A 14,638-nucleotide genomic window follows, 5' to 3' on the forward strand; every position below is an offset into this window, starting at 1 on the left:
AAAATCGGCTTCCTTAAACTTATTGTATAATTTGAGTAGAAATCTAGAAGCGTTATCGAAAAAAACACAGGAGGATAGGGAGTTTATTATGCGTTTAGCTCCACTTTACCAACAGGATAGGGAACAAGCGGTTCAAGAGGGTGTACAGCAAGGTATTCAACAAGGAAGACAACAGGGAGAAACGTATTTACTCCTCCGTCAACTTCAGAGACGTTTCGGGGAAATACCCCAGAATCTACAAGAAACTATCCGTAACCTTCCTGTGGAGCGCTTAGAAGACTTAGGACTCGCTTTATTGGACTTTAACACTTTGACGGATTTAGAAAACTGGTTGCATCCGTGAACAATAGCGATCTCGCGTAGCGAGCGCGTTGCGAGCGCATTATCCATCCCTGATTATTCTATCGTCAAGGGGTCCACATCGATCGCCATACTTACCTTGGGTAAAACTAAGCTTTTTAGGGGAAGAAAAAGACGACCGATATCAGCCTTTTCTCCCGATAATTTTAACAGAATTTGCCAGCGATAACGGTTAGCCACGCGCATAATTGTTGCGGGTGCAGGTCCCAAAATATCCCAATCAGAACCAAAATTATTAACACATTCCTCCGCGACATTTTCAGCACTTTTCTGCACTGCTTCCCCATCTAAACCACTAAAGCGAATTAAGACTAAACTGCCGTAGGGAGGATAATTTAAACCCTCTCTTTGCATTAATTCCGTCTCGACAAAACCCTCATAATCGTGGGTTTGCACTGCTCTAATCACGGGATGTTCGGGGGTATAGGTTTGGATAATTACCTTTCCTTCTGTTTCTCCCCTTCCTGCTCTCCCTGCTACTTGGGTGAGGGTTTGAAAAGCGCGTTCGGAGGCGCGATAATCGGAGTGATAAAGTAAACCATCGGCTGCCATTACTCCTACTAGGGTAACTCGCTCTATATCTAATCCTTTGGTGAGCATTTGGGTTCCGACTAAGACATCAAACTCACCATCAGTAAATTTTTTTAATAGTTCCCGGGGAGCATTTTTGTTGCGGGTGGTATCACTATCAAAACGCAAGCATCGCAAATCAGGAAATTCTTTGCTTAATTCTTGGGTGACTCGCTGAGTGCCAGTACCGAAAAATTTTAGATAGGGAGAACCGCATTCAGGACATTGTTTCGGATGGATGCGACCATAGTTGCAGTAGTGACAGCGGAGTAATTCTTGCGCTCCCGGTTCGGTGTGGTGATAGGAGAGAGAGACATCACAGTGGGGACACTCCAGCACATAACCGCAACTTCGACAAGATACAAAGGTACTATGTCCCCGACGACTGACGAATAAAATTGCCTGTTCTCCCTTGTCGCGCAGGGTTTCCAGAGATGAACGCAGGGATTGACTAAAGAGGGAACGATTGCCTCGCTGCAATTCCCGTCGCATATCGACGATTTCCACCCGCGGTAAGGGGCGATTTTGGATGCGATCGGGTAAAGATAGGTAAAGACTGGGATTAGCTTGGGATTCTAGCCATGTTTCTAGGGATGGCGTGGCCGAGCCTAAAATTACGGGACAATGGTTTAATTGAGAGCGCCATTTAGCCACGGTACGCGCGTGATAGGTAGGGAGTAACTGACTTTGTTTAAAGCTGCTATCGTGTTCTTCATCGAGGATAATCATGCCTAGATGGGGTAAAGGAGCAAAAATCGCCGATCTCGTCCCGATAATAACTTGCGGGGTTCCTGTCAACATCTGTCGCCAGGTATCGTATCTTTCTCCTTCCGAGAGGGCGCTATGATAAACATAGACTCGATCGCCAAAACGGGCCACAAAGCGATCGGTTAGTTGCGGTGTTAATCCAATTTCGGGGACTAAAACCAAGGCAGATTTACCCGCTGCTAGGACAGGTGCGATCGCCTGTAGATAGACTTCTGTTTTACCCGATCCCGTCACTCCGTGTAAGAGAGCGCTTTCACCACCTTTTAGGGTTTGAATGGCTTCTAAAGCTTGTTTTTGACTAGAAGTGAGTGTTTTTGGTTGATCCCTGCTCATAATCGCCGAGGATAAGCGCAGAAATTCTCGATCCTCAATCACCACATAACCCTTGTCAATCAGCGGTTTAAAATGTTTTGTCCCCGCAAGTTTTACCAATTCTGGCAGCCACATTTCTCCTCCCTGGTGGCGTAAAATTTCGAGAATTTTGCGCTGATTTTCGGTTAAATCCCTAGGAAAGTCGGTTATTAGCAGGGTAATGGCTTTTTTTTGTTTAATATTGGTACTTTTGGGTGCTTCTAGATAACTTTCTACCCAACCGCGCTTAACTAAGTCTCGGATACCGTAATTGGCATTTTTTACTTTTTCTTGCAGGTATTTCGCCGAATAATCGCCTTCTTTTTGATTTTTGAGCAGGGATAAAATCTGACGGGAGAGGGGAGTACAAAAAACTTCGGCACCGGGGGGAATCGCTGCTGGTTTTAATCTGATGCGACGTTGGGAACTTCGCAGTAAACCCGTAGGTAAAGCGACGCGAACAACGGTGATTAAATCCGTTGCATAATATTGGGCGATTTTCGTCAATAACTGCCAATAATTATCGGGGAAAAAGCCCTTGGCTATCACATCTTCCACGGGACGAATTTGATTTTCTTCCAGTCCTGCGGGCAAATTTTCGAGAAATCTAAGAGCAATTCCCCCAATTACCTGAGAACCGAAGGGAACGCTTAAAATATCGCCAATTTCTACCGTTAAATCCGGGGGGATACTATAGGTTAATATTTGCTGATCCTCTTGACTATCTCTAGGATAAGGCCGATCGACCAAAACCTCTAACCACGGTTGTCCAGCTGTGGTTAATTGGTAAGGTGTGCGAGGTTCCGCTACAGTTAGAGTAGCATGGCGATCGAGCATAGTCAGTGGGGTGATGGGATGATGGGGAGAATGGGTTATTTAAATTATAGTTTAAAGCTTGAGGGGAATAAAACCAGTTAATTTTCTCTAAAAACAGTTTAAATATTGCTTTTTTGCTCACAAATTTTGATTTTTAGCTAGTGAAGTCTTCCCAAATGATAATTATTGACTATTGGCTATTAAATCGCACCATAGCTAGTCAAAAGGTGAGAATGGTTCTCAATAGAAAAAGCGAAGAATAGTAATAAAAAGCTGACTGCTATCTTGATTGTTAAGAAGCGTGATCTTTACCTAGTCAAATACCAAAAACCTTAGTTAGAGTGTATAAGTGAAAACCCTGAAAGTCTCCCCTATTCACCAGAAAATCTGATTATCTGGTTGAGCGATTTGTAACAATCCACACAGAAGCGCCTAATTATATCCCAGAAATGGCCGCCATTAATTAAGAAAACGTTTAAAAAATCTGCTCCCCGAAAATTCAATGTAACAATCAGCCCATTGGGAGAAACTAAGTTTTTCCCCCCTATTATAACCCCACTCCATCCATAACTGCTTATGAAAATCTCTAAACTAGCCGCTGATGATAATTTTAATCAAATCATTGCCCTGGAGACAAATCCTTTAGAACTGGACAGCGTGGATTTTGGTGAAAGAACTGACGAGGATATGACTGAATCTTTACCAGAAACCCTAAAAAACACCCGTGGGAGTAGTGGAACGGGATATGATAAAGGCAGCAATGAAGATACTGTTGGCGCATTTTTTAAAGAAATGGCTCGTTATCCTCTACTTAGTGCGGAAGAAGAAATTGAATTAGCCTACTCGGTTAAGTTTCTCATGGAAGCGGAAGAAGTACGCCAAAAACTGCAAGAAAATTTACATCGTCCCCCGACGAAAACAGAATGGGCGATCGCTTTACAATTAGATAATGAACGTCAACTGGAAAACCGTCTTTATCGCGGACGAACAGCTAAACGGAAGATGATTCGTTCTAATTTGCGCTTGGTGGTTTCTATCGCTAAACGCTATTTAAATCGTGGGGTTCCTTTCTTAGATTTAATTCAAGAAGGTGCGATCGGACTCAACCGTGCGGCCGAAAAATTCGATCCTAATAAAGGTTATAAATTCTCTACCTATGCTTATTGGTGGATTCGACAAGCAATCACCCGCACCATTGCTAACGATGCGCGGACAATTCGTTTACCGATTCACATTGTCGAAAAACTCAATAAACTCAAAAAAGCGCAGCGCATTCTCAAGCAAGATTTACAGCGCAATCCCAATGAACGGGAACTTGCGGAAGCGTTAGAAATAACTCCCGAACAATTGCGGCAATTATTACAATTGCGTCGTCAATCTCTCTCTTTAAATCATCGTGTAGGGAAGGGAGAAGATACGGAATTAGTGGATCTTTTGGAAGATGATGATCTACAACTTCCCGAAGATAAAATGAATGAGATGATGATGCGTCAAGAAATTTTCGCAGTTTTAAGTGATGTTCTCACCGAACGGGAAAAAGATGTTATCTCCCTCCGTTATGGTTTAGCTACCAGTCAACCCTATACCCTAGAGGAAGTGGGGGGAATGTTCAATTTATCTCGGGAACGAGTACGTCAAATTCAAACTAAAGCGATGCGAAAATTACGTCGTCCTCAAGTCGCACGTCGTCTGAAAGGATGGTTACATTAATAATTTTTTCTAACTCGTTCTCTTCTCTCTCCTTTTTCTTGGAGAGCTTTTTTTGTCGATATTTAGCTTAAAATTAAGATCAAGCTGATTTTCTCAGTAGATAGTCATAATACCTATGAACCGACATCTCCAACAGAAAGTGAAAACGGGAAAATATCAATCTCCAGAAAATCATCCTCTCATGGATGGAGAAACTTTTGTCACTGAAATTGTCGATCATAAATATACTAGCTAGTTAAAAGCTGAATATAATAGGCAATTTTTCAGCTATTTTTTCTAGTTCTCAATAAAATCAAACTAATTCAATATGTCTAAAAACTCTTGGTTAATTCCCGATAATATTTATTTTCTCAACCATGGTTCCTATGGTGCAACCCCTAGAATAGTCTTGGATTATCAGCAACAATTGCGGGAACGAATGGAAAGGCAACCCTTAGCATTTTTGGGGAGAGAATTAGAGGGTTTATTAGATATTGCTAGGCAAAAATTAGCGGATTTAGTGGGAGTAAATAGCGATGATTTAGTCTTTGTTCCCAATGCAACCACAGCAGTGAATGCGGTGTTAAATTCCTTAACTTTTCAGGAAAATGAGGAAATTCTGATCACCGATCAGACCTATAATGCTTGTGCTAATGCAGTTAAACATATAGCTAAAAGATGGGGTTTAAAGGTAATTATCGCTAAAATTCCCTTTCCTGTACAGTCTCCTTTAGAAATTAGTCAAGCAATTTTAGCATCTGTTTCTCCTCGGACAAAATTAGTAGTTTTAGATCATGTCACCAGTCCCACGGCCTTAATTTGGCCAATCGCAGAAATTGTGCAAGAATTAAATAATCGGGGTATTGATACTCTCATCGATGGCGCTCATGCTTTAGGTTTTTTACCCCTTAATATCGGGGCAATTAATCCCACCTATTATACTGCTAATTGTCATAAGTGGTTATGTAGTCCCAAGGGGGCTGCTTTTCTCTATGTGCGCGGGGATAAACAGGCAATAATTCGACCTTTAACTATTAGCCATGGGGCTAATTCTCCTCGACAAGATCGTTCCCGTTTTCAGTTAGAATTTGCTTGGATGGGAACCGATGATCCCAGCGCTTATTTATCAGTGCCAAAAGCGATCGAGTTTTTAAATTCTCTCTCTATTGATGGTTTACTGGGTCTGATGGCGAGGAATCATAATTTGGTTTTAAAAGCCAGAAATTTGCTTTGTCATGCCTTGCAGGTCAATTATCCCTGTCCAGAATCAATGATCGGATCGATGTCCTCAATTCTAATTCCTAGTTATGCTTGGATAGCAGAAGATTTATCCAGACAACTGTGGGAAAAATATCAGATTGAAGTGCCGATAATTCCCTGGGGAGAAGCATCATTAATTGTGAGGATTTCTGCTCACTACTATAATTCGATCGAGCAGTATGAATATTTAGCCGGGGTTTTAAATTACTTGCTATTGGAGTCAAGATAAGCTGGGAGAGAGGAGCATCGGAGCAGGGGAAAAAATCCATAACTGAGTTTTTAAAGTTGAATTGGGAGTCAATAACGGACTTGCTATGAGAACCGATAATTGGGCTAAAATGCCTCTTGGAGCATGGTTTCCTTGAGCATTTCTAAACCTTTTTTCACCCGACGGGAGACGGTAACAATACTAATGCCTAATTGTTCGGCGGTTTCCCGTTGAGTAAGATCTTTAAGGAAGACAAATTCGAGAATATAACGGGTTTTCTCTTCTAATTGAGCCAGTGCCTGTTGTAAACGAATGCGATCCTCTTGACAAAGTTGAAAGCTGCGATAACCGGGATCGGGAACGATGTCTTTTAAACAGGTGTTATTATCTTCATCGTTATTAACCGTCGCATCGAGACTAAGAGGTTCACGGTTTTGGAAAGCCAGTTTTACCTCTTGCCATTCTTCGATCGAAATATTTAAAGCGAGGGAGATTTCCGTATCATTGGGTTGACGATTGTGGATAGTTTGGAAGTCCCGACGCATATTTGTCGCTTGTCTGCCTAAATCTAACCAACGACGAGGAATGCGAACTGTGTAACCTTTATCGCGCAGATAGTGTTGAATCTCGCCACGAATATAGGGAATAGCGAAGGAACTAAAAGCATGACCTTTGCTGCTGTCAAAACGTTTGATCGCCCGAATTAGTCCCATACAGCCAACCTGCACTAAATCTTCGTAATTTTCATGGCATTGATTGACCCAATGATGAGCTTCCCTTCTGACTAATCCTAGGTTTAACCGGATAATTTGATCCCGAAACTTGTTATCCCCTGTTTTTTGGTATTTTTGAAACAGGGTAAGAGTTTCTAGTTTAAGATTTTCTTTATTTAGGCCAGACATAGGACGTTAACAGACTTAAAAAATCATTGACTATAAAAGCTCACTATTGCATAGCTCTGACAAATCCCAATACAGTCTAGATTGGAAGCGGCAAGCAATGGCAACAATGTAACTTACTACAATCTTGATCGTACGGTCTTTACATAAAGGCTTGTGTGATTTCAAGCAGTCAAGGCAGTATTTAAAGACACAAGTGAGCTAAAACGCTGGTAATTAGGGTTGGCTGAAAAAGTTGTTCCTAGAGGCAGGGTGTGGGGTGTGGGGAAGTGGGGAAGTGGGGAAGTGGGGTGTGAATTTGGCTCTACCGAACCTGTTATGTAAAACTATCAACAACTTATGCTTGTAAAGCTTGTACACTAAGGCTTTCAGTTTTTATTAAATTGATATTTATCAACTTTAGAGCATTGCTGTGCAGAGAGTGAGCTTGAGGAATTTTCTACAGTGTAAGTTCGGAAGAACCGTGAATTTTACCCCCGAAAAGTCTTAATCCAACAAGGTTTTTAGATTTATTCAGCCAACCCTATCTAGAAAACTAGAACTCGAACAAAGGTAAACTCCGATCCTTATTTTTCGGCAATTTCGCCAGTAAACCTAAATGTTCATAGGCAGCCGCTGTCACTACGCGGCCCCGGGGAGTACGATGAAGATAACCTATTTGTAATAAATAAGGCTCATACACCTCCTCAATCGTCTTGGCATCTTCTCCCGTGGCTGCCGCTACCGCTTCCAATCCCACGGGTTTGCCTTGAAACTGTTCGATCATCGTCTTTAATACTAATCGATCGGTCCAATCTAAACCCATAGAATCCACATTTAATTGATTTAATCCCTCAGCGGCTAACTGGGGGGTGATAATAGTTTCTCCCTTCACCTGCACATAGTCGCGCACCCGTTTTAATAAACGATTGGCAATGCGTGGAGTTCCCCGACTGCGACGGGAAATTTCGATCGCACCTGCTTCAGTCATGGGAATATTAAAAATAGTGGCACTTCTGAGCATAATTGCTGTCAATTCCTCGACCGTATAGAAACGCAGACGTTGAATCATGCCAAAACGATCGCGTAAAGGCGCAGTTAAAGAGCCAACTTTGGTAGTAGCACCGATTAAAGTAAAGGGAGGCAGGGAAATACTGCGAATTTTCGCTGCTTGACCCTTACCAATCGTCACATCTAGGCGATAATCCTCCATAGCTGGGTATAATAACTCCTCCGTCACCCGATTCAGTCGATGAATTTCGTCGATAAAAAGAATATCCCGGGGTTGAAGATTGATCAGGATGCCGGTAATGTCCCGGGGACGCTCTAAAGCGGGGGCGGCAGTAATGCGGCAATTTACTCCCATCTCAGCCGCTAAAATTAAAGCCATGGTGGTTTTGCCTAACCCCGGCGGTCCGTAGAAGAGCAAATGATCGATCGCTTCTTGTCTAGCTTTGGCCGCGGCGATGGTGACTTTTAGATTAGCCTTTAAGTCCTGTTGACCGATATAATCCTCTAGGGATTGTGGACGAATCTGCGCTTCTGCTTTTTCCGTTTCTTCTATAGTGGGATTGGGAGTGAGCAGATTTTCCTCGGCTGCCGGGGGGGAATTGTGCGATCGTTTGATGGCCATTGTTACAATCAAGAGTCTAGGATATGTTAGCGAAGCGGATTTTGCCTTGTTTGGATGTCAATAAAGGTCGGGTAGTTAAAGGGGTTAATTTTGTCAATCTTCAGGATGCTGGCGACCCCGTGGAGTTAGCTCGCTTGTATAATCAGGCAGGGGCTGATGAGTTGGTTTTTCTTGATATTACTGCTACCCATGAAGATCGCGACACGATTATTGATGTAGTCTATCGCACGGCGGAACAGGTTTTTATTCCTCTGACCGTGGGGGGTGGCATCCAATCCTTAGAAAATATTAAAAATTTGTTAAGAGCCGGGGCCGATAAAGTCAGCATTAACTCGGCTGCCGTGCGCGAGCCGGAATTGCTTGATCGAGCCAGCGATCGCTTTGGTAAACAGTGTATTGTGGTGGCGATCGATGCTAGAAGACGCAAGGATGTGCATAACCCCGGTTGGGAGGTTTATGTTCGGGGTGGACGCGAAAATACGGGTATTGATGCTTTATTATGGGCCAAAGAAGTGGAAAAACGCGGGGCGGGTGAGTTGTTAGTTACCAGTATGGATGCTGACGGCACGCAAGCGGGTTACGATCTGTCCTTGACAAAAGCGATCGCAGAAAGGGTGGAGATTCCTGTGATTGCCTCTGGAGGAGCGGGTAATTGTCAGCATATTTACGAAGCATTGACGGAAGGCCGAGCAGAAGCGGCTTTATTGGCTTCTTTGCTCCATTATGGTCAATTAACTATCGCTGAGGTCAAAAATTATCTGCAAAATCACCAAGTCCCCGTGCGTTAGCTAGGGAAAATGAGAGCAAGATTTACAGAACTTAATCTGGTGATTGAGTCGCTTTTCCCCAGAAAAGGATTTCTTCAGGCTGCAAACCAAGAAGAGCAAAATTTAGACCTATTACTTAAAGTCAATGGCTGACGGCTGACAGCCGCGATCGAGCAACCAGCAAAAAATCCCTTTTTTAACTTCCCTCCGATTATCCCTCCAGAAAATTATGTATTAGAATAAAAGAAAGTTAACAAAATTTAAAATATGTTAGTTCCGATTCTCATCTTTGACCTCGGTCTTGTGGCTTGGTCATTGCATCTGATGCAGCAAGCGTTCGACAGGCAAGAGTTTTCCTTGATGCTGGCGGGAACCTTGGTGGCAGCAGCGGCAGCGGCTATGTTAGTAGTTTATTTCCTCATGGGCCACTGTTTAACCTATTTAACCCAAATTTCGGCTGCTGTCTAAATGGAGGCGATTGTTTCACCATTGTCTTATCAGCGATCGCATTGTGAGGGACAAATTTTTTTCTCGTCACCCCTTGACAAAGTAATTCTATTTAAGCTATATTCAAAAATGGTCTTCGCGGGGTTATAGCTCAGTTGGTAGAGCACCTCAATGGCATTGAGGGGGTCAGCGGTTCGAATCCGCTTAGCTCCATACAGTTAAGATAAGAGTTTCAGGGTTACTGGAACCAAAAAAGTGGCGAGGAGATGGTAGATTGAAAGAGGATTTCTGGTTAGAAAAGTCTCTTTTTACATACATCAATACTCTCTCAGGACAAAATTAATGATAGAGCTTTTTAAGCAACTACCTCGTTGGTTGCGGCTAAGTCTGGTTTTTCCGCTTTTATTTCTCAATGGTTGGTTATTATTCCAATTATTTAGCTATCTAGAACCCTTAGTCAGTATTTTTGTCACTGCTAGTTTACTAGCTTTTGTCTTAGATGTTCCCATCAAACTACTGCAAAGACGCGGGGTTAATCGCAGTGGTTCGATCGCTATTGTCTTTTTAATTGCCCTATTAATTTTGAGCGTTTTAGGTTTAATTTTAATTCCCCAGATTGTCGAACAATTAAGCAGTTTAATCAATAGTTTGCCCCAGTGGATCGAGTCGGGAACCGAACAGATACAAAATTTAGAAAAGTGGGATAAAACTCAGAAATATGCGATTTATATCGAGCAATCAATCACCCAGTTATCGGAACGACTAACCAATGTTTTACAAACTCTTAGCACTCAATTACTGAGCTTTGTGCTGGGAACTATCAACAGTATCCTAAACATTCTCTTTGTTCTGGTTATAACTGTCTTTCTGGTTCTCTATGGCGAACAAATTTGGGAGGGAATTTTAAGCTGGATTCCTGCTCCCTGGAATCTCAAATTAAGAACTATTATTCGTCAAACTTTTGAAACCTATTTTGCTGGTCAAACCATTTTAGCGGGAATTCTCAGCCTGGCTCAAATTTTTGTTTTTGTCATTCTCAAGGTCGATTATGCCCTATTATTCGGGGTGGCGATCGGTCTAACTACATTAATTCCTTTTGCCAGTGCCTTTACCATTATTGGCATTAGTACCCTACTAATGTTTCAAGATTTTTGGTTAGGGTTAAAAGTTTTGACCCTGACTATTATTGTCGGTCAAATTAATGATAATGTCATCGCCCCTCGGCTAATGGGAGGTATGATCGGACTTAATCCCGTCTGGATTATTCTATCTCTTTTTATCGGTGGCAAAGTGGCAGGAATTCTCGGTTTATTGATAGCAGTTCCCATCGCTAGTGTGCTGAAAAGTACCATCGATATCATCCGCTCACAGCAGCGGGAAAAAGAACCGGTAGTTATCCTAGAAGAAACGGTGAAAAATTCCTCGGAGGAGAGCAAATAATAATAAATCCTGTTTTTTCAGTGAACAGTAAACAGTAATGAGTGAATTGAAAACTCACATCTGCTAACTGCTAACTGATAACTGATAACTGATAACTGTTATGAGCGGCTAATTTCTTCGAGAATAGCCATCGCTTCTGTCACCCTATCCCTAGGGATAAATAAATGATCGTGATAATAACCAGAAATGACATTGACGCTAATTGCCGCTTCGGACAGTTTCTCACTAATCACCGCTAAAAATCCCACCGCCGCTAAACTAGAATGCACAGAAAGAGTAATTTGTCTATAAATATATTTGTACTGTAAATTCTTGCGATCGGCTTGCTGACGGGGAATAATCACCGTTATTCCTTCCTCTTCCCGAAATTGGCAGATAGGGGTTAATTGTAGCTGTTCCAGTCCTGTTGCTGTGAGGGAAGAGAAAACGAATTCTTCAGTATTTAGGATTGGTTTCAGGGATTGGAGCAGAATATCAAGGTTAGTTTCGCCTTCCTCGGGTTTTTCTGGCGATTTTTTCGCCGCATCCATACAATGATTGGCAGCAGCGTCAGCCACACTATTTTTAGCTCGTTCAATCCAGCGCCAGCTAATGCGATCGAATTGGGTGACTAATTGACAAGCACGCTGATAAAAGGGACGTAAACTATCGCTTTTTACCTTCCAGTCTCCCTTAACTTGATTGATGACTAATTGACTGTCTCCCCGAATTTCTAGGCTTTTTAAGCCTAATTCTTGGGCTTTTTCCAATCCAATAATCAATCCTGTGTATTCAGCCTCGTTATTAGTGGCTATCTCCATATATCTACTCGTAGTCAAGGAATTACCCTCGGCTAAAACTATTACCGCTGCACCGGCTGCTCTCCCCGGATTGCCGCGAGAACCACCATCAAAATAGAGAACTGCTGAATTATCGGTTTTTTGAGCTTTTTTATCCATAATTTTCGTCAATAAATCTTGGTATCTCCATTTTTATCCCTTTGACAATTGTAGGCGGTAGCGATTCCGGGATCGGCAAAGCGGACAAGCAAAATTTTAGCCGATCGCCGCTACTGGATAACTTTTTTTCTGCAAGTTATTGATAATAATTTGCAGTTGTTGGTTATACTGAGAACATCAGCCTAGAGTTATATTGCTAATAGTTCTCAATTAAAAGCCCCATGAGTATAGACAAATGGCCATCGAAAGGTGAGAAAATCTTCAATCTTAGTGCTTGGGATCCCTGGCAGGTTTACCACCAGATGCAGGCCCTAAACATTGAATGTCAATGCTCGCTCCATCAGCTTTTGCCGGTTCGCATTGATGCCTCCGCTCAACTTTTATAGCTGTGGATTGTCCTGCGACAGGTGGAGGCCTCCCGAGGCTGTTTAATCCCTTGGCTGGAAACCTGTTGGCAAGCATAATCCTTGAGAAAAATTAGCAATCTAAGAGTAAAAAGTGAGAAAGTATGTCAAAATCTGCAACTACCATGATTCCCTTTCAAGTGGTCGGTCAATTCCTCGGTTTTGTCCTCAAGGACGGATATAAGGTAAAATACCTGAGAATCAGTGTTGATAAACGGGAATATTGGTTTAAGCCTGAAAAAACACTGCGAGACCACATACCTCTCAATATTGCTCTCCACTCATGGCTAAAAGTGACGGGAGAAAGTAGTCTTTGTTCAAAAAAGGGAAAATTAAAACTGAGGGTACTAGGGATTGAGCATTTATCCGGCGAAAAAACCCCAGAAGTCACCCCAGCAAAAGCGAAAAAAGCCACCGTCTTAATCTGTCAGAAGTCCGATTGTTGGAAAAATGGCGGTGCGAGAGTCTGCCAAAGGTTAGAGAGTAGTTTAGAGGAAAAAGGACTGGGAGAAGCGGTGAATATTAAATTAACCGGCTGTTTAAAACAGTGCAAAAAAGGCCCGAATCTGGTGGTTATGCCCGATAAAAAGCATTATAATCAGGTAGCTCCCCAAGATGTCCCCTCCCTAATCGAGCGGCATTTTGCCACTTCTGAGCAAGAGAATACTGTATCAGTTTAACTAGAAATTTAATCGGCGATCGCTGTTGACAAACGATCTTTTTTGTGTATCAAAGGGACGAAGTGCCTAAAATTGTAATAAATTAGGGGTAGAAAAAGTCAATTCTTGCCGCCGATAATTTATGACTGGTACCACTGCAACCTTGTTAATTTCTTGTCCCGACCAGATTGGTCTGGTGGCGAAAATCGCTAATTTTATCTACGCTAATGGCGGCAATATTATCCACGCCGACCAACACACGGATTTTTCGGCAGGATTGTTCCTGATGCGGATAGAATGGCAATTAGAGGGGTTTAATTTACCCCGTGGGATGATCGAACCAGCTTTCGCCGCTATTGCCAAACCTTTGCAGGCTAGTTGGTCCTTACATTTTTCCGATACTGTCCCGCGTCTAGCTATTTGGGTGACAAAACAGGATCATTGTCTCCTCGATTTATTATGGCGACAACAGGCGGGAGAAATTAGGGCAGAAATTCCTTTAATTATTAGCAATCATCCAGAATTACACTCAGTTGCCAATCAATTTGGTATTGATTTTTATCATCTTCCCGTTACCGCCGAAACCAAGATTGAACAGGAAGCCAGACAATTAGAGTTACTGCGGGAATACCGGATAGATTTAGGGATTTTAGCTAAATATATGCAGGTTCTCAGCCCAGATTTTATTAACTTTTTTCCCAATATTATCAATATTCATCATTCTTTTTTACCAGCTTTTGCGGGAGCTAATCCCTATCAACGGGCCTACGATCGAGGGGTAAAAATTATTGGAGCCACCGCCCATTATATCACTGCCGATCTCGATCATGGTCCAATTATCGAGCAGGATGTGGTCAGAGTTAGTCATCGCGATACCGTGGGAGATTTAATTCGTCAAGGTAAGGATTTAGAAAGGGTGGTGTTAGCGCGAGCGGTACGTTTACACTTGCAAAATCGCGTTTTAGTTTACGCTAATCGCACGGTAGTATTCGCTTAAGGTTGCTAGGGTAAGCTCATCTAAAATGGTATAAGATGTACTTGACAAAAAAGAGAGCATTGAAGCTTAAAAATTAGGAAGTATCGGCGCGATTGACTAAAATAACAATAGACTAGATCGGAAGGAAACAATTATTTATGGCAACCACATCCGAAGACGTATGGCGACTCTTAGCCGAATTAACTGCCGCTCAAAAAGAAACTGATAAACAACTCAAGGAAGTCAGTCAACAACAGAAGGAGACTGAACTACTATTGAAGGAAGTTAGTCAACAACAGAAGGAAAACGCCCAACAACAGAAAGAAACTGACAAACAACTCAAAGAACTGGGCAAACAAATTGGGGGACTTGGTGCCAAATTCGGCAGCTTTACCGAAGGACTGGCCCTTCCTTCAATGGAAACGATTCTCGGACAACAATTTGGTATGGAGGTTATCAGTCCCAGTGTGCGAG

The 14,638-nt window shown here is 42.4% G+C and carries 14 protein-coding genes and 1 tRNA gene; 11 read left to right on the top strand and 4 right to left on the bottom strand.

All coding sequences use genetic code 11. The features are described from left to right. On the top strand, nt 1–343 hold a 343-nt coding region (locus tag PN470_RS20920; protein WP_271937285.1), incomplete at its 5' end, for a DUF4351 domain-containing protein. A gap of 53 nt (nt 344–396) precedes the next feature. Here PN470_RS20920 and priA read toward each other — a convergent pair. Then, a complete protein-coding gene (gene priA, locus PN470_RS20925) occupies nt 397–2,886 on the bottom strand; it encodes a primosomal protein N' (RefSeq protein WP_272105034.1) in 2,490 nt (829 codons plus the stop codon). A 555-nt stretch (nt 2,887–3,441) separates the two neighbouring features. Between priA and PN470_RS20930 the strand changes: the two genes are divergently transcribed. Further along, complete coding sequence (locus tag PN470_RS20930; RefSeq protein ID WP_272105035.1) at nt 3,442–4,575, top strand: RNA polymerase sigma factor, RpoD/SigA family; 1,134 nt, start codon at nt 3,442–3,444, stop codon at nt 4,573–4,575. Nucleotides 4,576–4,882: 307 nt separating this feature from the next. Beyond that, nucleotides 4,883–6,043, top strand: a complete 1,161-nt coding sequence (locus PN470_RS20935) for an aminotransferase class V-fold PLP-dependent enzyme (RefSeq protein WP_002755363.1) — start codon at nt 4,883–4,885, stop codon at nt 6,041–6,043. Between the two features lie 104 nt (nt 6,044–6,147). On the opposite strand, the gene PN470_RS20940 is transcribed toward PN470_RS20935, so the two are convergent. After that, nucleotides 6,148–6,924: an RNA polymerase sigma factor SigF gene (locus tag PN470_RS20940; protein WP_002755365.1), complete on the bottom strand. Its 777-nt coding sequence runs from the start codon at nt 6,922–6,924 to the stop codon at nt 6,148–6,150. A 532-nt stretch (nt 6,925–7,456) separates the two neighbouring features. After that, on the bottom strand, nt 7,457–8,533 hold the full coding sequence (ruvB, locus tag PN470_RS20945; protein ID WP_002755367.1) for a Holliday junction branch migration DNA helicase RuvB: 1,077 nt from the start codon (nt 8,531–8,533) through the stop codon (nt 7,457–7,459). 23 nt (nt 8,534–8,556) lie between these two features. Here ruvB and hisF point away from each other — a divergent pair, with 23 nt between their 5' ends. The 4 genes from hisF to PN470_RS20965 all read left to right on the top strand — a co-directional run bounded on the left by hisF (nt 8,557) and on the right by PN470_RS20965 (nt 11,187). Beyond that, the gene (hisF, locus tag PN470_RS20950; RefSeq protein ID WP_002738370.1) at nt 8,557–9,321 is read left to right on the top strand and encodes an imidazole glycerol phosphate synthase subunit HisF; all 765 of its coding nucleotides are present in this window, start codon (nt 8,557–8,559) and stop codon (nt 9,319–9,321) included. 246 nt (nt 9,322–9,567) lie between these two features. Next, nucleotides 9,568–9,768 (top strand): hypothetical protein, encoded by a 201-nt coding sequence (locus PN470_RS20955; protein WP_002755370.1) that lies wholly within the window; start codon nt 9,568–9,570, stop codon nt 9,766–9,768. Nucleotides 9,769–9,887: 119 nt separating this feature from the next. Continuing rightward, nucleotides 9,888–9,960 (top strand) — tRNA-Ala (locus PN470_RS20960). Nucleotides 9,961–10,089: 129 nt separating this feature from the next. Continuing rightward, entirely contained in the window at nt 10,090–11,187 is a 1,098-nt protein-coding gene (locus tag PN470_RS20965) for an AI-2E family transporter (protein ID WP_271937295.1), read from the top strand. Between the two features lie 98 nt (nt 11,188–11,285). On the opposite strand, the gene PN470_RS20970 is transcribed toward PN470_RS20965, so the two are convergent. Further along, nucleotides 11,286–12,125 (bottom strand): ACT domain-containing protein, encoded by an 840-nt coding sequence (locus tag PN470_RS20970; protein WP_103111723.1) that lies wholly within the window; start codon nt 12,123–12,125, stop codon nt 11,286–11,288. Between the two features lie 302 nt (nt 12,126–12,427). Here PN470_RS20970 and PN470_RS22280 point away from each other — a divergent pair, with 302 nt between their 5' ends. The 4 genes from PN470_RS22280 to PN470_RS20985 form a co-directional block, all read left to right on the top strand. Beyond that, nucleotides 12,428–12,511, top strand: a complete 84-nt coding sequence (locus tag PN470_RS22280; RefSeq protein WP_334310468.1) for a hypothetical protein — start codon at nt 12,428–12,430, stop codon at nt 12,509–12,511. Nucleotides 12,512–12,633: 122 nt separating this feature from the next. Continuing rightward, on the top strand, nt 12,634–13,209 hold the full coding sequence (locus PN470_RS20975) for a (2Fe-2S) ferredoxin domain-containing protein (RefSeq protein ID WP_002738718.1): 576 nt from the start codon (nt 12,634–12,636) through the stop codon (nt 13,207–13,209). A 121-nt stretch (nt 13,210–13,330) separates the two neighbouring features. Next, nucleotides 13,331–14,185, top strand: coding sequence for a formyltetrahydrofolate deformylase (gene purU, locus PN470_RS20980; RefSeq protein ID WP_272105036.1), 855 nt, complete (start codon nt 13,331–13,333; stop codon nt 14,183–14,185). 137 nt (nt 14,186–14,322) lie between these two features. Continuing rightward, on the top strand, nt 14,323–14,638 hold a 316-nt coding region (locus tag PN470_RS20985), incomplete at its 3' end, for a DUF3782 domain-containing protein (protein WP_272105037.1).

This window comes from Microcystis sp. CS-574 (genome assembly GCF_028329095.1).
Taxonomy (GTDB): domain Bacteria; phylum Cyanobacteriota; class Cyanobacteriia; order Cyanobacteriales; family Microcystaceae; genus Microcystis; species Microcystis ichthyoblabe_A.